Here is a 19557-nt window from a genome sequence, read left to right on the forward strand (position 1 = left end):
TTAAAAATACATTTCATTTTTGGTTATGTTTGTTATAATTGAAACATCGAAGGTGAATGGTTTACACATAAATCTTCAAACGACAGCAAACCGACAAATCATGAAGAGGTGACGATTTTGAAAAAATTAATCACAATGCCGTTTCTAGTATTGCTTCTAGGTGTATTGCTCACAGCGTGCGGCACAACAAATCAATCAAGCGATAACAAAAAGGAAGACAGCAAAAAAGAAACAACCGAAGCAGCCGATCAAAACAAAGATAAGGCTGCGGACGAAAAATCAGAAGATCAATCATCAAAAAATGAAAAATCAGATGATCAAAGCAAAGAAACAGCTGCTCAAACAGAAGAGCCAGCAAGTCAATCTGATGAAGAGGCAAAAGACAGCTCAAGCAAAGAAATCACAAAAGAAGAACCTGCTAAAGACCAATCAAAAGCTGACTCAAAAGGTGACTCTAAAACAAAGAAAGAATCAACGACTAGTAAGAAAAATGAAGTCACCAAAGAAGGCACATATGTCGGTTTGGCTGATGGACATACAATTGCTGTCAACATTGATGGGAAAGAAGTAGCTATTCAATTCGGAAATACATTTTCTAAACAAGTGAACAGCTTAAAAGAAGAATCAAAAGTAAAAGTAACCTATACAAAAGATGCAAACGGAACACTTCGATTGAAAACGATCGAATCTGTAAAAGCAAAATAAAGAAAAGACCCGGAGACCCGCAGAATTGCGGGTCTTTTTTACGTTGAAAAGGGCATAACTTGATATAAGTGCACATTCTTAACATAGTTTTACAAGACTTAACAGCGCATTTACATTTGCTTAATGTTGCTCTGCTAAACTGACTTTCATAGAACATCTCTTTACACAACAACTACTTTGAATGGTGAGGTGCAAGTCAGTGAGTGCAGAAAAAGCGATGAATCTTTACAGAGAATATGAAGTGAGACGAAATCACTCTTTTGCCTTAACAGAACATATGGTTCGTTATTTATTTGCAAAACGTTTCATAGATTTAATGTTCTCGTTCATCGGATTGATGTTGAGTACGCCAATCATTTTGCTGTTTGCTCTTTTGATTAAGCTGGAAACACCAGGGCCAGCCTTTTATATGCAGGAAAGGGTCGGGAAAGACGGTGCTTACTTTAAATTATGGAAGCTCAGATCGATGAGAACTGACGCAGAAAGCGGAGGAGCGAAATGGGCTCAAAAAAATGACCCGCGTATCACCAAAGTGGGGGCATTCATCCGTAAAACAAGAATTGATGAACTTCCGCAATTTATCAACGTGTTAAAAGGAGAAATGAGTATCGTAGGTCCTCGTCCAGAAAGACCGATGTTTACCGCAGAATTTAATCGGACGATTCCAGGCTTCACAAAAAGATTGACGGTAAAGCCGGGGCTGACAGGTCTTGCTCAAGTAAATGGCGGATATGAAATGAGTCCAAGTGAAAAATTAACACACGACTTACAGTATATTCAAAACTTGACATTTTCTCTCGACACGAAGATTATGGTAAAAACGTTAAAAGTCATCATGACTGGTGACGGAGCCAGATAAGTAAAGTAGGGAAGAGAAATGGCAAGTATGAAAAAACGCATGCTAGGCGGGGCAAAATGGACAAGCTTGTCCGCATTGATCATCACCATCATCCAAATTGCACAGTTCGCCTTTTTAGGGAACGTGATGTCACTCAAGGAGTTTGGACTCGTTGGCATGATCACAACTGTCACAATATTTACGCAGATTTTGCTTGATCTAGGAATTGGGGCAGCGATCATTCAAAAGGAACAAACGACAGAACGTCAATTATCTACATTATATTGGATCAACCTGCTCACAGGGATTATCTTGTTTTGTCTGCTCATCCTGCTAAGCCCAATGATAGCCGCTTTTTATAACCGGCCAGAGCTAGAGGGTCTGCTCAAGCTATTATCGATCATGTTTCTGATCGCACCGATTGGCCAGCAGTACCAGTATATGATGCAAAAAGACTTAGCCTTTAAAACATTAAGCACCATTGAAGCCATTGCAACCATCATATCACTGCTCGTTTTACTCGTTTTCGCCTTCTTCATGAATCCGATTGTCGCCTATGTCATTTCTCAAGTGCTGCTGCAATCAGGAAAAGGTCTCATGTATGCAGCGGCTTATTGGAGGAAATGGCGCCCAGCACCTGTTTTTGCATTAGGAGAAGTGAAGGAATTTTTCTCATTCGGTGCATTCCAGCTCGCATCCAGACTGGTCAACCGAGCAGGATCGAACATCGACATGATTTTAATCGGCCGGTTTCTTGGAGCGGAAGCGTTAGGTATTTACAGCTTGGCGTATCAAATTGTGACGATTCCCGTGCTGAAGATAAATCCGATTGTGACGAGGGTGGCTTTCCCAGTTTTCGCAAAAAGTCAGCGTGATCACTCCATGCTGCGAGAGGGCTTCCTAAGTATGACGAATATGCTCGCATTGGTTAGTTTTCCATTATTAATCGGCCTTGCTGCTGTATCAGATAGCTTTATAGAAGTCGTGTTTGGAGAGAAATGGCTAGTAGCGGTTCCGGTTCTAAATATATTGTGCATTGTCGGCCTTCTGCGAGTGCTGATGAATCCAAATGGTTCAATACTTCTTGCAAAAGGGAGAGCGGACTTAGCCTTTTATTGGGATACGGGGATGCTTATCGTGTATGGCTGCGCATTATATGCAGGCGTCAGCACAGGCAGTCTGCTCACAGTAGCTTGGATCTATTCAGGTGTCAGCCTGCTCAACTTTATTGTCGGCAGATGGCTCATGGCATATGTCATTCAGCTTGATATGAAGGTGTATTTAAAATCACTTGGAAAGCCCGCTGTCATGACGCTGCTCATGGCTGTCTGTGCGGTAGCTTTACATCAAGGGATGAAGCTGACATCAGCAGATATTTCACTTCAATTACTACTGACTGTTTGTGTCAGTGCTGCATTGTATGGCTTGCTGCTCATCAAAATGTATCCGCAGTCTGCAGGAAAATTATTGAGAAGAGGTCGTTCGTCATGAAGGTGCTATGGCTGACAAGTGTATATCCTAGTGAAAAACATCCGAGTGAGGGCGTATTTCATGAAACGCAAGTGCAGGAGCTGCTCAAACAAGGAATAAAAGTGACTGTTATTTGTCCGAATCCAGTGAATCCGCCGGTATTACGGATGCTGAAGGCATCCTATCGGCAGAGAAGAGATCTGCCTGAACAGGAAGTGAGGAACGGAGTAACGGTATATAGACCGCCTTATACTGCGCTCCCTGGACAGCTGAAATGGGCGCAGCCGAGTAAACGAATAGCGGCTTCCGTTCTCCGAGCAATGCAGCGTCATCAGCTGTCACCAGATTTTATCCATGCGCACTTTGCCATGCCGTCTGGCGGAGCTGCGGCTGTTATTCAGAAAGAAACGCAAATCCCTTATCTTCTGACCTTGCACGGCAGTGATGTGAACGTATATCCGAGCTATAGCAAAGGGGCACAGGCAGCTTTTGAAACGGCGGTGAAGCAGGCATCTGCTGTTCTGACAGTGAGTGAGGAGCTGGCTAAAAAGACAAATGAGATGACGAAGGTAGAAGCAAAATGTCTTCCGCTTGGTATTCCGCTCCAATCATTTTCCATAACAGAAGAAGATCAAGAAGGCATTAGAAAGCACTTAGGTTTACCGCTTCAAGATAAGCTCGTTGTTTTCGTCGGGCGTTTAGTGAAAGAAAAGGGGCTGCTTGAATTGGCTGATGCTGTCAGCAGCATGAATGGTGTGAAAGCAGTCTTTGTTGGAAAAGGCCCTCTTGCAAAGGAGCTCTCAGAACGAGCTGGAGCATCGATTATACTCCCAGGGCAGGTGCCGAATGAGCAGGTGAGAGACTACTTAATGGCAGCTGATCTGTTTGCACTCCCGTCCTACAGTGAAGGAATGCCAACCGTCGTTCTAGAGGCGCTCGCTTTAAAAGTACCTGTCATTGCAACACGGGTTGGTGGTCTCCCATCCTTATTTTCTACCTATCAACACCTGCTCGTTGAACCACATTCGACGCGTCAGCTGAAAGAGGCGATTCACGCCTGCCTTTATGAAAACAGATGGAATGAGCAAGTGAAAAGCGATCTTTATGAAATGGTTCATACAGAATATTCATCAGAACATAATGCGAAGCATCTCATTCAGCAATATGAGAAGGTGCTCAATCAATCAACATCGATCGTTTAAACAAGATGAAATGTGCAAAGAATGATAGATAGATAAACAGCTTGGAACGGACAATATGCTTTTACTGAGAGGATGAAAAATGTTGAAGAAAATTGCTGTGATTGGAACAGGGTATGTCGGGTTAGTATCGGGTACTTGTTTTGCTGATATCGGAAATCGTGTCATCTGCTGTGACATCGATGAATCAAAAATCAACAGCTTAAAAAGTGGTGTCGTTCCCATTTATGAACCAGGTTTAAAGGAATTGATTGAAAAGAATACAGAAGAAGGAAGACTGTTTTTTACAACGAATATTCCTGCCGCTATTAGGGAATCAGAGATTATCTATATTGCCGTAGGGACACCGATGACACCACAGGGGGAAGCAGATTTAACGTACGTGAAAGCCGTCGCTCAAACGATTGGTGAACACCTGAATGGCTATAAAATCATCGTCAATAAAAGCACAGTGCCCGTTGGAACAGGCCGTCTCGTTCAAGCCATTGTTGAAAAGGCATCGCGCAGCAAATATCCTTTTGACGTCGTATCCAATCCAGAGTTTCTCAGAGAAGGTTCTGCAATTCAAGACACGATGAATATGGAGCGGGCGGTCATTGGTTCGACAAGCACTCATGCCTCTACCATCATCAAAAGGCTGCATGATCCGTTTCAAACAGAGGTTGTGGAGACCAACTTAGAAAGTGCTGAAATGATTAAGTATGCTGCAAATGCCATGCTTGCCACAAAAATCTCATTTATTAATGACATTGCAAATATTTGCGAAAGGGTAGGCGCTGACGTTGAAAAAGTCAGTGAAGGAGTTGGATTAGACAGCCGTATCGGGCATAAATTTTTAAAAGCAGGCATTGGATTTGGGGGATCTTGTTTCCCGAAGGACACGATGGCTCTTCTCAAAATTGCCGAAACATCCGGGTACCGGTTCAAGCTGATCGAATCTGTCATTGAAACGAACAACAACCAAAGAGCCCACCTTGTCAGTAAATTGATGAATGTGTTCGGTGATATTAAAGGAAAAACCATTTCTGTCTTAGGCCTAGCATTCAAACCGAATACGAATGATATGCGTTCAGCGCCTGCATTAGATATTATTCCAATGCTGAGAGAGCTAGGTGCTTTTGTGAAAGCGTATGATCCGATTGCTTATGTAGAAGCTGAACGGGAGCTTGGCCCGCAGGCGGTCTTCAGCAACGACCTGTATGACACAGTAAAAGACACAGATGCCTGTCTCATCCTAACAGAATGGGATGACGTACAGAAGATGGATAAAGACCAGATCAAGCAGCTGCTTCGTTCACCGATTGTAATTGATGGAAGGAATTTGTTTGATCCAGCAGAAATGAAAGAGAGAGGATTTATTTACCAGTCTATCGGCCGCCCAAGTGTATGGGAAGCAGAATTGGTATCGAAGGCACAATAACAGGGGGAGCTTGGATGAAGAAAGTTTTGGTTACTGGGGGAAGCGGATTTATTGGATCACATACGATAGAGGCTTTACTAGAAAAAGGCTATGAGCCCATCGTTCTTGATAACTTTTCAACTGGATCTCGAGAAAATATTGCCCATCTTTCCGTGCAATGCATAGAGGCAGATGTCACAAAGCCAGCGACGATTGATTTGATCAAACAAATCGCACCGGATTATATCATTCATCTAGCAGCACAAGTAAGTGTAGCTGTTTCCGTTCAGGATTTTGTTTATGACGAAGAGGTCAATATCAAAGGATCTCTGCACGTCATGAAAGCTGCGGCTGAAGCAGGGGTGGAAAAAGTCATCTTTGCCTCATCAGCAGCTGTCTATGGAGACCCGGTGTATCTGCCAGTAGACACCGCTCACCGGCTGAAACCTGGTTCACCATATGGCTTAGCAAAACTGACAGTAGAGCGGTATTTAGAAATGGCAAAATCACTCTATGATGTGGACTATTGTATTCTCAGGTACAGCAATGTATATGGTCCGCGCCAAGACGCACTTGGCGAAGGCGGAGTTGTCTCTATTTTCTCTGATAAGTTTGCAAAGGATGAGGCCCCTTTTATCTTTGGAGATGGGGAACAAACAAGAGACTTTATCTATGTGGGTGATCTAGCGGCAGCGAATGTTGCGGCTTTAACAGCCCAATCAAACGTTTGTTTAAATATCTCGTGTGGTGATTCCATCAGTGTAAATGAACTGTTTCAAACGATGAAACGGGTAACGAGTTCACAGCTTGAACCGATTTACAAGCCGCAGCGTGCAGGAGATATCGTGCATAGTACATTGGCCAATGAGGAAACGAAACAAGTCTTAGCATGGGAGCCTGTTGTGAGTTTACAGGAAGGTTTGGCTCGTACCATTTCCTACTATAAACAGGAAGTCAAGGCTTAATCCCTCAAATCGGATGGGTTGCTTAGGAGGAAAATGGGTATGAGTGTGAAACAAACAGCATGGCAAATCATGATCGGATGTATATTATTTGCAGCAGGGCTAGGGCTTGTACAAATGGCGTCTGCGCAGCCCGCCGGGTTAAAAAAGATCGTCGCCATTCCGGTCCTGCTTTTGGTCCTGACAGCTTTTCTCGTGTTGATGAAGCTATATATGAACGGTGAGCAAGTGTTCATGTCAGCCATTTATCTTTTAATTGCATTGACCTTTCTCAACAACGCTTTCTTTTCAATTAGTGCCGGGTTCTTTAGTCTTTTTCTCTACCGTATTATGCTCATTGCTGCCTTTGCTTTATTTATATGGCGGATGAGAGATAAGGGGACGTACATATCGCAGTGGCAGCAGATTCGTGTAAAAGGGATTCTTGGTTTTTTCGCTGCATGGTTTCTTTACGGGCTCATCTCACTGCTGTGGGCTCATTCGGTCACAGACGGTCTCAAATATATGTCCCTGCTTGCGATGGGGATGGGATTTGTCTTTCTTGTAGTCATGTACATTCAGCGAATGGATCAAGTAGTCACCTTTTATAGCATTTGGCTCATCATGACTGTATTTGTCATGGGGATAGGGTTTTATAATCACTTTACTTTGAACCATTTACCGAATACTTCATTGTATCTTGGGCCGGCGTATAAACAGCACTATCCTACAGCTGTCTTTTTTAATCAAAATGACTTTGCGACGTTTTTATCCATTAGCTTTTTCTTGTATTTAGCGTGTATGAGGCAAATGAAAAATGGTTATATCAAAGCATTTGGATTATTTGGTGCCATCGCAGCACTGTATCTCATTTTGTTAACAGAATCCCGCGCCAGCCTGCTTGGTATATTTGCAGGAGTGGCCATTTATGTGTGGCTGCTAATGCCGCGCTTTCTCAAAAAGTGGTCACTCATCGCAGCAGGCGGACTTGGTGTTATCTGTATCGCTGTTTTTTCAGGCAAGATTTATTCAGTCTTTTATGACTTGTTTCTCGCTTCTCAGGTCACGCATTCTTTTAGTGAACCACTCCCATCCAACATTGCGAGAGCGAATTTGATCAAAAATGCATGGCATTTCTTTACGGATTCATACGGGTTCGGTGTCGGAGCGGGGAATGTATCTTACTACTTAGCCCACTTTTCGATCTTTGATACAGATCAAGTCGTTGAAGTGCACAATTGGCTGCTGGAAGTGATGACGAACTTTGGGTTTGCGGTCATGCTGGGCTATATTTCCGTCTACGCTTATCTCATGATCACGCTATATAAACAATACCAATGGGCTGACACAAGATCAGCAAAAATGATCATTGAAGGTTTGTTTGCTGCCATGCTGAGCTTTCTCGTTTCAAGTATTAGTCCTAGTTCTGTCTCGAATTTATATTTCCACTGGGTCTTTTTAGGACTCGTAATCGCAGCGGTGAATATGTTTAAAAACAAACAACGATTTAAGACTTGGTAAACCGTGTGTGATGCTGCGCTGGTATGGCTACACTAGTGAAAAAGCAAATACGTCAATGTTGGGAGAATGAACATGTCTGGTTTCATATCTAGAATAGGGAAGCGAATCAAAAAGTATATCGTATGGCTTGTGCTGCTGCCTGTCGTATTAGGCGCTTTTGGATTCTTTTTTGCCAAAGGAACTGCGCAGCAGTCTAGTTACACAGCTGCCGTTACCCTCACACTTGGTAAATATGATGACGGAGTGTATAACAATATCGCAGAAGTGACATCTCTATTAAAAAGCGATGCATTTCTGAATGAAGCACTCAGTGATGTGAAAGAAGAAGAAAGACAGGATGTGAAAAGCCGCCTCATCCTCACCAATCAATCAGATACACAATTACAGCTGTCTTTCACAGATGCGGATAAGGATCATGCTTTAGCTGTCGTGAAGCAGGTGTCGGATACATTTCTAAAGCAAGACAAAGCATTATTTACAAAAAGGCAGCAGGTGATTGAAAGTAGATTATCTGCTCTAGAAGATGAATCTGTCAGCAACGATTCCAAAGTCGATAAAGAACGATTTTTATATGAATTGGAGTCTACAAAGCTTGGAATGAAGCAGGCGAAGATTGTTGATCCTGCTCAAGTTCTTGATGAAGGCAATAAAGGCATGTCAGCGAAAAAGCGGGCACTGCTTGGACTTGTCATTGGCTTTAGCATCTCGCTCATGTTTGTGGTCTTACCCGAAGTGTTCAAAGAATCTTAATGATGAACTGGAGATGAGTCTTAGGTGAACAATCAACCGTTAGTATCAATCATTACACCGGCCTATAATGCGGAACGTTATTTAACGGATACAGTTCATTCCGTCCTTGCCCAAACCTATTCTAATTGGGAACTGATCATCGCAGATGATTGTTCAACAGATGGAACAAGGAAGCTGCTTGGGGACTTAAGTGAAGCAGACGACAGAATCAACGTCATTTATTTAGAGCAAAATGGGGGAGCCGCCATCGCTAGAAACGCAGCCATCAAACAGGCAAAAGGCCGCTTCATTGCTTTTTTAGACAGTGATGATAAGTGGAAAGAGACGAAACTCGAAAAGCAGGTAGACTTCATGCTGACAAACGATTATGCCTTTACATTCACGGCATATGACATCATTGCAGAAAATGGAGAACCGTTAGAAAAAACCGTCACTGCACCCGCGAGATTAACCTATGATGAAGCCTTGAAAAACACCATTATCGGCTGTTTAACGGTGATGCTTGATGTACAGAAGATAGGACATGTAGAAATGCCGAATATCCGCACAAGACAGGATTTAGCTACGTGGCTGTCCATATTAAAAAGAGGAATTACAGCCTATGGGATGAGTGAACCGCTCAGTGAATACCGGATCGTTGGAAACTCGATCTCTAGTAACAAGTGGAAAGCAGCGAAGAAAACGTGGTTCGTCTACAGAGAAATTGAGCAGCTTCATTTTGTCAAAGCATCTTGGTGTTTTATGCACTATGCGACAAATGCTGTGAAGAAGCGCTTATAAACAGAAGGGAAAAAAGGTGATAAAGGTGAAAGCAGACTCGATCATACATGTTATCGTAGCGACAGGAGAATGGGGACAGGACGGTCTGAGGTACAGACGGCATCGACTGGCGGAGTTTCTAGCATCTGATCCAGAAACGAAAGAGGTCATCTGGGTATGCCCATCTGCATCCCGTCATACAGCTCCCTTTCAGCCCATAACCGATCGAATGAAGCAATTGACCATTCCTGATGTGCTCAAGAGCAAATTTTTCCGCTTTGGCCGATATCAAGACATGTTCTATATCCATAAATTGTCCCCTCTTCTTGAGCATTTGCGGCAGGAGGAAAAGAAGGGAATCGCTGTTTGCTTATGGTATACGTTTCCGGGCTTTCCGCTCTTATCTTCTTTATTTGAATGGAAACATATTGTCTATGATTGCAGTGACCTGTGGGGAGAGCCGATAAGCGGCAAAAATAATTTGCTTTCTTATATGAGGCAGCGTGTCATTGTCAAAGCAGAAAATCGAATCATCAAATACGCACACAGCATTACATGCTCTTCTCAATACTTACACGACCAAATCAAAAAGCGTCTTATGGGTGAACCAAAAGATGTGTTTACAGTGGAAAATGGCGTCGAGTATGATGTGTTTGCGAAAAGCAATCTTCCGTGTAAGGAGAATGTGCTGCAAGGAAGAGGCGGAACTGTTCTAGGTTTTATTGGAGGCATCAAGCCGAAGCTCGATTTTGACATGATAGCAGAAGCTGCTCGCATGCAGCCTGATTGGACATTTTTATTTGTCGGTCCGGATGGAACAAATGGTGATCCATCTTTTCAGCATGCACTTAAACTGCCGAATGTGATTTGGACAGGTGCTGTTGCACCGGAAGAAGTGCCTGCGTATATGAAGCTGATTGATGTAGGCATGATGCCGTATAAACAATCTCCTTACAATCAAGCCGTGTTCCCGCTTAAGCTGTATGAATTTTTAGCCGCAGGAATACCGGTTGTCGGTTTAAATCTTCCGTCAACGGAAAGGCTAAAAGAGAATGATGTGTATGAATATTTAGAGAGCGAGGATCCTGCGCTCTTCGTAGAAGCCTGCCAAAAAGTGATCAGCAAAAAAGACGACATGACCTATAGACATCTAAGACAAAGCCGTGCGAAGAAAAAAGATTGGCACACGCTGTTCACAAACATGGTAGAACTAACGAATATTAAAGAAAACGCATAATTCATCAGGGATTGTGCGTTTTTATTTGTTTCTTCTTCACAGGGGGAGCTTGTGATCATCCTCTATTCAATTGTATAATGGAAAGAGCGGCCAATATACAAAATACAGATTTCAATTTAGAAGGAGACTGACCTATGGATTACGAACGCGCCTTATTAGCGTTTTTTGTCTCTCTGGCTACAGTTTTAATTGTGACACCAATCGTCAAAAAGTTTGCAATTAAGATTGGTGCAGTGGACCAGCCGAATAAACGAAAAGTTCATGATAAAGTAATGCCTCGAATGGGCGGGTTGGCAATTTTTATTGGGGTAGCGGCTGGAGCATTAGCAGGCGGGCTGTTTCTACATAATAAAATTACAGCAATTTCAGTTGGTGCCGTACTCATCGTCATTCTAGGTATATTTGATGATAAATATAATTTGAGTGCAAAATTTAAATTTCTCGTACAAGTTCTTGTTGCTTGCCTGATTGTAAGCACAGGCTTAAAAATGGACTTTTTCTCTGTTCCTTTCTTAACAGATCGAATTGAGTTAGGCTGGATGGCATATCCCCTAACCGTGTTATGGATTGTCGGAATTACGAATGCCATTAATTTAATTGACGGCCTTGATGGACTGGCTGCCGGTATTTCTGTCATCGGTTTATCAACAATTGCCGTGATGGCATTTTCAGCTGATAAAGTTCTGATTCTTTCTTTATCACTTGTTGTCATTGGCAGTACCATCGGCTTTCTCTTTTACAACTTTCATCCGGCGAAGATTTTTATGGGTGACACCGGTTCGCTTTTTTTAGGTTATATGATTTCGGTACTGTCACTATTAGGGCTATACAAAAGTGTTACTTTGTTTAGTGTGGTTGTCCCAGTGATCATCTTAGGTGTCCCTATTTTCGATACTACCTTTGCCATCATTAGACGAATATTAAACAAACAGCCGATCTCAGCACCTGACAAATCTCATATTCATCATAGACTAATGGCTTTTGGCTTGTCTCATCGCATGGCTGTCATCGTGATTTACATGATTGGCTTAATCTTTAGCTTAAGCGCGATTTTGCTGACAAGCGCCACCATTTGGTTATCACTGATCATTATCTTTTTACTGGTCATGTTCATGCAAGTGATTGCGGAAGTCACAGGCTTGGTGAATGAAGAGTTCAAACCATTTACGAAATTTTATAAACGAATGGTCAAAAGACAGTAAAAAACAGCCCGTTCCTAGGAACTGGGCTGTTTTTATTATTGTCCAGATGTGCTGGTCGAAGAGTTAGGTGTATCACTTGACCCTGTTTCACCAGAGGACGGATTGGTTTGTGAATCTGTTTCAGTTGAAGATTCAGCAGGAAGCTTTAAATGCGTCCGTAATTCATTTTGTACGTTAGCTAAATTGGTCGGATCTGGCTCAAAGTAATACGTGCGATTTGGCCCTAAATAAAGGTCTGATCCTTTAATAGAAAGCGTTTCTGTGTCGTCTCCTTTAAATCCGCTGTAGATTTGCTGAAGCGCAAGACCTTCTGTGATACGGAAATTGGTCGTAATGTGATCACTGACTTCTTTAGCAATGTTATCGACGTTCGCAATGTTATTTGGCTTCGCCATTTGATCAATCATTGCACGTAAAATTTGTTTCTGACGATCGTTCCGTCCAAAATCACCGCGTGGATCTTGTTTTCTCATCCGTGCGTAAGCAAGAGCTTCTTCTCCGTTTAAATGCATATTGCCTTTTTTGAAGTAAATCTTTTTCGATTTTTTAACATCACTTTTTTCATTGAAGTCAAATGGAACATCAATATCAATTCCGCCAACTTCATCAATGACATCCTTGAATCCGTCAAAATCAACAGTTGCATACTTATCGATCGGAATATGCAAGAATTGTTCGACAGTTTCAATCGTTTCGTCTTTACCACCTTTAGCAAAGGCTGCATTGATCTTTTCTTTACTGCCTGTCGTATCACTTGCAAGCTGTACGCGTGTGTCACGAGGGATACTAACCATTTTCATCGTTTTGTCTTGGGGATTAATCGTTGCGACAATGAGTGAATCTGAACGGCCATGATCACCCTTCGTGGCATAATCCTCAATTCCGACAAATAGTACAGAGAAAGGTTTTTTCTTAATATCAATGACAGCATCACGAAGCTTCGATTTCTCTCCGCGGTCTAGTTCATCATATGTTTTGTCAGCAGCTTGAAGAGTATTGACGATTTTATATACTGCAAATCCGCCCATGCAGATGATAAGAAGCAAAAATAAGACCAGAATACGTTTGATAATTCTCTTCTTCTTACTCTTTTTCTTTCGTACACGCACTTTTACTCGTTGTGCCATTCATCTGTCTCCTTTATCGGACCAATGTCCTTTTCTAAATAAATCAGTTCGCCTTCTTTTGTAACGCTCTTTCCATTTGTCAGCTCAGTCATCCACTCAATGAACTGCTCTGTTTGTGTTTCTTCGACATATGTCTCAAAAATAACATCTTCTGCATAATGGATTTCTTTTAGCTGAAAAGATGAGGCTCTAAGCTCATTCTCTACCTTTCCAAGCCATGTATAATCTATTGTTGTGTGCATTGTACGCATTAAACAGCGCTCTACCATACCAACATGGTTGATAGCTTCTGATACAGATTTTCCGTAGGCACGAATCAATCCACCGGCACCAAGCTTAATACCGCCGAAATAACGAGTGACCACAACGACTGTATCTTTCAGCTTCCGTTTTTTTAGCACTTCAAGCATTGGCACACCTGCTGTACCGCTTGGTTCACCATCATCATTCGCCTTTTGAATCAGGTCATGTTCACCAATGAGATAGGCTGAACAATTATGTGTGGCATTCCAATGTTGTTTTTTAATGGATTGTATAAATGCTTGTGCTTCTTCTTCTGAGACAGCACGCTGTATATGACAAATAAAACGTGATTTTTCAATGACGATCTCATGCTCGCCACGACTTTTTACTGTAAGATAGCGATTCAGCAAAAGACATACCCTCCTGAAGCAAATTGTAAGACTAGTGAAAATTTGCAATGGTTTTAGAATTTTACAGCGTATTTTGTTATGATGATAGGAGCGGAAAAAGGGTCGTCATAAAAACTTCATGATTTATACGCATTCTTTCATTATAATTCGACATAAAATGCAGATCAATGACATTTATAATAAAAAAAGATGACATCACTGTTACGGGAGGGAAAAGCCATGACAACACCCAAAATGGATCCGAAATTATTGGATTCAATCATCATGAAAATGCTAAGTACAGTTGATGGCAGCAAGGACGAAGTATTTAGAATAGGCGAACAGTCCCGTCAACAATATGAAAGCCTAGTAGAAGAGCTCAAGCAAATCAAGCAGCAAGTAAACGAAGTAATTGATTTTGGGGACAAGCTGGAAGTCCATACAAGACATGCTAGAAATCGCTTATCTGAGGTTAGCAGAAACTTCAACAAATTTAGCGAAGAAGAAATCCGTGAGGCCTACGAAAAAGCACATAACTTGCAAGTGGAACTCACCATGATCCAGCAGCGTGAGAAGCAGCTGAGAGAAAGAAGAGACGATCTGGAAAGACGATTATTAAGCTTACAAGACGTCATTGAACGTTCTGAAACGCTTGTGAGTCAGATTACAGTGGTTCTCAACTATCTCAATCAGGATTTACGCCAGGTCGGCGTTTTACTTGAAGATGCTCAGGCAAAACAAGATTTTGGTCTCAGAATTATTGAAGCCCAAGAAGAAGAACGCAAAAGAGTGTCTCGGGAAATTCATGACGGCCCTGCTCAAATGCTGGCAAACGTGATGATGCGTTCCGAATTAATTGAACGAATTTTTAGAGACCGCGGTACAGAAGAAGGCTTTAAAGAAATTAGAAGTCTCAGACAGAATGTGCGAAATGCACTGTACGAAGTGAGAAGAATCATTTATGATTTAAGACCGATGGCTTTAGATGATTTGGGTCTGATTCCGACACTGAGAAAATACTTAAACACAATTGAAGAATATGATGGGAAAACCAAAATTACGTTCCAATGCCTAGGTGATACAGAAAGCGAAAGAATTGCTTCTCAATTTGAAGTGGCACTGTTTAGACTAGCCCAAGAAGCTGTCACAAATTCATTAAAGCATTCTGAAGCTGAAGAAATCTCTGTCAAAGTAGAAGTAACGAAAGACTTTGTGACCTTAATTATTAAAGACGATGGAAAAGGCTTTGATATGAAAGATGTGAAAACAAACAAAAACAAATCCTTCGGTTTACTTGGTATGAAAGAACGCGTAGACTTACTGGAAGGTAAAATGACCATAGACTCAAAAATAGGTCTAGGGACATTCATCATGATTCGCGTGCCATTAACATTGCAAAATAAAATTGTAAAATAGAGTCAAAAGACATATTGACCATAAAGTTCAGGTGTAGAACAATAAACATGGGGAGGCGTAGCTTGTGACTAAAGTAAATATTGTAATTATTGATGACCACCAATTATTCCGTGAAGGTGTAAAACGGATTTTAGATTTTGAACCTACTTTTGAAGTAGTTGCAGAAGGAGACGACGGTGACGAAGCTGCACGTATCGTAGAACACTATCATCCGGATGTTGTCATTATGGACATTAATATGCCGAATGTAAATGGTGTTGAGGCTACAAAGCAGCTTGTTGAGCTTTATCCCGAATCAAAAGTCATTATTCTATCTATTCATGACGATGAAAACTATGTAACACATGCATTGAAAACAGGGGCGAGAGGCTACCTGTTAAAAGAAATGGATGCAGACACACTCATCGAAGCAGTGAAAGTTGTAGCTGACGGAGGCTCTTATTTACATCCGAAAGTCACTCATAACTTAGTAAATGAATTCCGACGCCTAGCGACTAGTGGCGTTTCAGCACATCCACAGCACGAGGTATATCCTGAAATTCGCAGACCACTTCATATCTTAACTAGACGTGAATGTGAAGTTCTTCAAATGTTAGCTGACGGAAAGAGCAACAGAGGAATCGGTGAATCGCTCTTTATTAGTGAGAAAACAGTCAAAAACCACGTGAGTAACATTTTGCAAAAAATGAATGTAAACGACCGTACACAAGCTGTTGTTGTAGCTATTAAAAACGGTTGGGTAGAAATGAGATAATGTTCCGGACAAGTATGCCTTTTTCGCCTATTTTTGTTCTCTCACATTTTAGCTGGAGAGAAATAATAGGCAGGGGTATAAGGAGTCTTTTTCGGATATAGCGGGCTTGCCTATTGATTAGGCAGGCTTTTTTGATTACTATTATAAACCTAATGAAAAAATGATCATTCTTTTAAAAGAAAAAAGAGTATCTTAAAAAATAAGGAAGGTATTTAAGAATGAAAATAGCCGTTGTAACAGACAGTACTGCTTATTTACCACAAGAGCTGCGTGATAAACATGATATTCATATGATCCCCCTCAACGTCATCTTTGGCAACGAATCATACCGTGAAGAAATAGAAATGGACTGGAAGACATATTATGAAGAAATCAAAAAACACAAAGATCTTCCAACAACCTCTCAACCTGCTTTCGGTGAATTAATAGCCTTATATGAAAAACTAAGTGAAACATACGATGCCGTGATTAGTATTCACCTTTCAAGTGGAATTAGTGGAACATATAATAGTGTTGTCTCAGCGAATGATCTAGTTGACGGGATCGACATTTATCCGTTTGATACAGAAACAAGCTGTATGGCACAAGGTTTTTATGTGTTAGAAGCTGCTGAAAAAATCCAAGAGGGTGCTTCTTTAGAAGAAGTGTTAGCACATCTAAACTACCTGAAAGAAAGTCAGCGGGCGTATTTTATGGTAGATGATTTAACTCATTTGCAAAGGGGCGGCAGATTAAATGGTGCTCAGGCTTTTATTGGAAGCCTCTTAAAGGTAAAGCCTATTCTGCATTTTGACAACAAGCTAATTGTTCCTTTTGAGAAGATTCGCACACGTAAAAAAGCCATTTCACGTATTTTTGAATTATTTGATGAAGATGCATCACGTGGTGTTCCGATGAGAGCAACACTGATACATGGTAATAGAGAAGAAGAAGCAGAAGAATTAATTGCGCACTTATCAGAAAAATATCCTCATGTTGAATTTTATAAAAGCTACTTTGGAGCCGTGATCGGCACCCACCTAGGCGAAGGCTCTTTAGCTCTTGGCTGGGTGATTAGATAAATCCTAAAAAACCTCTTTTCTTATGGAAAAGGGGTTTTGTTTTTTTATTTTACCTGTTGGACGAAAGGTCATGTCTTTGCGCATAATAGGCAAACATCAATTGAAAGGTGTTTGGTGAAGTTGAACATGGACAAAGCAATGGAACTAAAGCGGCATCTGTATTCACGCCATCTGCTCACTGTTGAAACAAGGTGCGCACAGTCCAATTTAGATTGGCTGGAGGAGAAAGGCTTAGTTAATCGAACACCTGCCATTGAGAGGAAAGCAGATGGTTTTACATGCTACCGGTGTGGTGTATCACACAAGCGGTACTTTGCTCACTCTCCATGTGAAGAGTGTCAAAAGGATTGTGTGTACTGTAGGTCATGCATCATGATGGGAAAAGCAACTGAATGTGGATTTCTTTATGAATGGACGGGTCCAAAAATGGTAGAAGCATATCGAGCCGAATTAACATGGCAGGGAGAGTTGTCTAAAGGACAAAAAAGAGCATCAGAAAGAATGATCGAAGCTATTAAAAACAAATTTGATCTACTCGTCTGGGCGGTTTGTGGGGCAGGGAAAACGGAAGTGCTTTTTCATGGAATTGAATATGCGTTAAACCAAGGAATGAGTGTCTGTATTGCGACACCTAGAACAGATGTTGTGCTTGAACTTGAACCACGGCTTAGAAAAGCATTTCAAGGGATAACAATAGCCGTACTTTATGGAGGCAGTTCACAAAGGTTTCAAATAGCACCGCTTGTAATCGCTACAACCCACCAGCTGATGAGATACAAAAATGCATTTGATGTGCTCATTGTAGATGAAGTCGATGCCTTCCCTTATTCAATGGATGAACGTCTCCAATTTGCTGTTCTAAAGGCGATGAGAAAGAACGGAGGGGTTAGGATATATTTAAGTGCGACACCCTCTAAAAAAATGACGAGAGAGGTTTCTCGTGGAAAACTGGAAGCGATAAAAATTCCTCTGCGTTTTCACCAGCAACCATTACCCGTCCCGACCTTTCAATGGATCGGACATTGGAAAAAGAAATTAAAAAAGAAGCAGCTTCCTTCTAAAATGATGAATTGGATGCAGAGACATATTGCAAATAAGAGAAGAGTTTTACTTTTTGTTCCTTCAATTGCTGTCATGAAGAAGGCAACGGAGCTTCTTCGAGAACACTCCTTAAACGTAGAGGAAGTATCTGCCGATGATCCAGATAGGAAACAAAAAGTTCAGCACTTTAGAGATTACGCATACGATGTACTAGTTACAACCACTATTTTAGAAAGAGGCGTAACCATTCCGAATGTTCAAGTGGGGGTACTAGGTTCGGAATCTACTATTTTTACAGAGAGTGCACTTGTTCAGATTTCTGGAAGAGTGGGCAGACATCCCGATTATTGTACAGGAGATGTTTTCCTTTTTCATTTTGGTTTAACGAGAAGTATGAAACAAGCAAAGAAGCATATCATAAAAATGAATGATACGGCTGCAAAAGAGTTTTCTGAAAAACAGTGTGGCTTCAACTAAATCATGGTACATTATATTCACAATACACAAATGGCAGGAGAGACAACATATGCTACTCAATGCAAAAGAAATACTACTCAAGGAAATTCTCTATCAATTTCTCAACCAATTAAACATGATTTGTCATTGTGAAAAGTGTATGGAAGATGTATTAGCGATTTCACTGAATCAAGTGAAACCACAATATATAACAGATATCGATAAAATATCTTACAGTAAATCTGAGATGGTGGATAAACAGAAGAATACTGCTATGCTGGTCATTCTGACAGAAGCAGCTTCCAAAGTCTCCGCATTTCCAAGATGTGAAAATCGCCTGCTGCTGAACAAGGAAACCAATTGATTTGCCCGATTTGCGATGGACATTTTGTGCCTGCTTTTACATGGAAATCATTACTTCTATTAAATGATGAGCGTCTTTGTGTAGCATGTAAGAATCAATTAGTAAAGATTGAGCGTCCTATTTGTCCAACCTGCGGAAGAGCGCAGTCAAATGATCAAATGTGCCAAGACTGTGATAGATGGAATGAACGCATTGATTCTACTAAAGTCCTTATAAAAAACAGGTCAGTTTATATCTACAACGAGTTGATGAAAGATGTCCTTGCCCGCTTTAAATTTCGGGGTGATACGGCTTTAGTTGAGCTGTTTAAACGAGATGTACAAGCAGCATTTAAACGTTCCTTCTGCATAAAAGACCCATTGCTCATCCCGATCCCTTTAAGTAATGAAAGACTAAAAGAAAGAGGGTTTAATCAGTCCGTTATCATCGCTTCCTTGATAGGTAAGCCGATATTGCAGCCACTCATGAAAATACATCAAAGTAAGCAGTCCAAAAAAAAGAAAAATGAACGCCTAGATCAAAAAGGTTTGTTTCAAATAAAGCAAACAGATGTGATTGTTCAAAGAGATATTATATTAGTTGATGATATCTATACAACGGGAGCAACCATTTATGATGCGGCAAGAATTTTGAAAGACGCCGGTGCCAAAAGTGTTTCTTCTTTTACGTTGATACGTAGTTAAAA

At 41.2% G+C, this 19557-nt stretch carries 19 protein-coding genes; 17 read left to right on the forward strand and 2 right to left on the reverse strand.

Features of this window, described 5'->3' with window-relative positions; all coding sequences use genetic code 11:
* The first annotated feature begins 117 nt into the window (after positions 1-117).
* The 11 genes from JVX94_RS17210 (at position 118) to JVX94_RS17260 (ending at position 12021) form a co-directional block, all read left to right on the forward strand.
* Entirely contained in the window at positions 118-705 is a 588-nt protein-coding gene (locus JVX94_RS17210; RefSeq protein ID WP_024426267.1) for a prolipoprotein diacylglyceryl transferase, read from the forward strand.
* Positions 706-904: 199 nt separating this feature from the next.
* The gene (locus JVX94_RS17215; protein ID WP_205183925.1) at positions 905-1564 is read left to right on the forward strand and encodes a sugar transferase; all 660 of its coding nucleotides are present in this window, start codon (positions 905-907) and stop codon (positions 1562-1564) included.
* A gap of 18 nt (positions 1565-1582) precedes the next feature.
* The gene (tuaB, locus tag JVX94_RS17220; RefSeq protein ID WP_205183928.1) at positions 1583-3034 is read left to right on the forward strand and encodes a teichuronic acid biosynthesis protein TuaB; all 1452 of its coding nucleotides are present in this window, start codon (positions 1583-1585) and stop codon (positions 3032-3034) included.
* Positions 3031-4215: a teichuronic acid biosynthesis protein TuaC gene (gene tuaC, locus JVX94_RS17225; RefSeq protein WP_205183930.1), complete on the forward strand. Its 1185-nt coding sequence runs from the start codon at positions 3031-3033 to the stop codon at positions 4213-4215. Before tuaB ends, tuaC begins: the two co-directional genes overlap by 4 nt.
* Before the next feature lie 79 nt (positions 4216-4294).
* A complete protein-coding gene (gene tuaD, locus JVX94_RS17230; RefSeq protein ID WP_095409684.1) occupies positions 4295-5632 on the forward strand; it encodes a UDP-glucose 6-dehydrogenase TuaD in 1338 nt (445 codons plus the stop codon).
* A 14-nt stretch (positions 5633-5646) separates the two neighbouring features.
* Positions 5647-6576 carry an NAD-dependent epimerase/dehydratase family protein gene (locus JVX94_RS17235; RefSeq protein WP_205183932.1) on the forward strand — a complete coding sequence of 310 codons (930 nt, stop codon included), beginning with the start codon at positions 5647-5649 and terminating at the stop codon, positions 6574-6576.
* 39 nt (positions 6577-6615) lie between these two features.
* Positions 6616-8073 carry a teichuronic acid biosynthesis protein TuaE gene (tuaE, locus tag JVX94_RS17240; protein ID WP_205183934.1) on the forward strand — a complete coding sequence of 486 codons (1458 nt, stop codon included), beginning with the start codon at positions 6616-6618 and terminating at the stop codon, positions 8071-8073.
* A 72-nt stretch (positions 8074-8145) separates the two neighbouring features.
* Complete coding sequence (tuaF, locus tag JVX94_RS17245) at positions 8146-8823, forward strand: teichuronic acid biosynthesis protein TuaF (RefSeq protein WP_048237565.1); 678 nt, start codon at positions 8146-8148, stop codon at positions 8821-8823.
* Positions 8824-8847: 24 nt separating this feature from the next.
* Positions 8848-9603, forward strand: a complete 756-nt coding sequence (gene tuaG, locus JVX94_RS17250) for a teichuronic acid biosynthesis protein TuaG (protein WP_095409681.1) — start codon at positions 8848-8850, stop codon at positions 9601-9603.
* A gap of 19 nt (positions 9604-9622) precedes the next feature.
* A complete protein-coding gene (gene tuaH / locus JVX94_RS17255) occupies positions 9623-10819 on the forward strand; it encodes a teichuronic acid biosynthesis protein TuaH (RefSeq protein WP_240193844.1) in 1197 nt (398 codons plus the stop codon).
* Positions 10820-10953: 134 nt separating this feature from the next.
* Positions 10954-12021 (forward strand): glycosyltransferase family 4 protein, encoded by a 1068-nt coding sequence (locus tag JVX94_RS17260; RefSeq protein WP_048237563.1) that lies wholly within the window; start codon positions 10954-10956, stop codon positions 12019-12021.
* Positions 12022-12056: 35 nt separating this feature from the next.
* On the opposite strand, the gene JVX94_RS17265 is transcribed toward JVX94_RS17260, so the two are convergent.
* Together JVX94_RS17265 and JVX94_RS17270 are read right to left on the reverse strand one after the other, a co-directional pair.
* Positions 12057-13148: an LCP family protein gene (locus JVX94_RS17265; RefSeq protein ID WP_095409678.1), complete on the reverse strand. Its 1092-nt coding sequence runs from the start codon at positions 13146-13148 to the stop codon at positions 12057-12059.
* Positions 13133-13801: a YigZ family protein gene (locus JVX94_RS17270; protein WP_012011434.1), complete on the reverse strand. Its 669-nt coding sequence runs from the start codon at positions 13799-13801 to the stop codon at positions 13133-13135. Before JVX94_RS17270 ends, JVX94_RS17265 begins: the two co-directional genes overlap by 16 nt.
* A gap of 219 nt (positions 13802-14020) precedes the next feature.
* Between JVX94_RS17270 and degS the strand changes: the two genes are divergently transcribed.
* The 6 genes from degS to JVX94_RS17300 all read left to right on the forward strand — a co-directional run bounded on the left by degS (position 14021) and on the right by JVX94_RS17300 (position 19555).
* Entirely contained in the window at positions 14021-15196 is a 1176-nt protein-coding gene (degS, locus tag JVX94_RS17275; RefSeq protein ID WP_003213166.1) for a two-component sensor histidine kinase DegS, read from the forward strand.
* A 64-nt stretch (positions 15197-15260) separates the two neighbouring features.
* A complete protein-coding gene (degU, locus tag JVX94_RS17280) occupies positions 15261-15950 on the forward strand; it encodes a two-component system response regulator DegU (RefSeq protein WP_008348273.1) in 690 nt (229 codons plus the stop codon).
* Between the two features lie 218 nt (positions 15951-16168).
* Positions 16169-17011 carry a DegV family protein gene (locus JVX94_RS17285; protein ID WP_095409677.1) on the forward strand — a complete coding sequence of 281 codons (843 nt, stop codon included), beginning with the start codon at positions 16169-16171 and terminating at the stop codon, positions 17009-17011.
* A gap of 120 nt (positions 17012-17131) precedes the next feature.
* A complete protein-coding gene (locus JVX94_RS17290) occupies positions 17132-18529 on the forward strand; it encodes an ATP-dependent helicase ComFA (RefSeq protein WP_275891453.1) in 1398 nt (465 codons plus the stop codon).
* A 49-nt stretch (positions 18530-18578) separates the two neighbouring features.
* Positions 18579-18872: a late competence protein ComFB gene (gene comFB, locus JVX94_RS17295; protein ID WP_197197640.1), complete on the forward strand. Its 294-nt coding sequence runs from the start codon at positions 18579-18581 to the stop codon at positions 18870-18872.
* Positions 18869-19555, forward strand: coding sequence for a ComFC family protein (locus JVX94_RS17300; protein WP_197197641.1), 687 nt, complete (start codon positions 18869-18871; stop codon positions 19553-19555). The genes comFB and JVX94_RS17300 overlap by 4 nt, the downstream gene beginning before the upstream one ends.
* Positions 19556-19557 lie beyond the last annotated feature (2 nt).

The sequence above is a fragment of the Bacillus sp. PDNC022 genome (genome assembly GCF_016919285.1).
GTDB classification, from domain to species: domain Bacteria; phylum Bacillota; class Bacilli; order Bacillales; family Bacillaceae; genus Bacillus; species Bacillus safensis.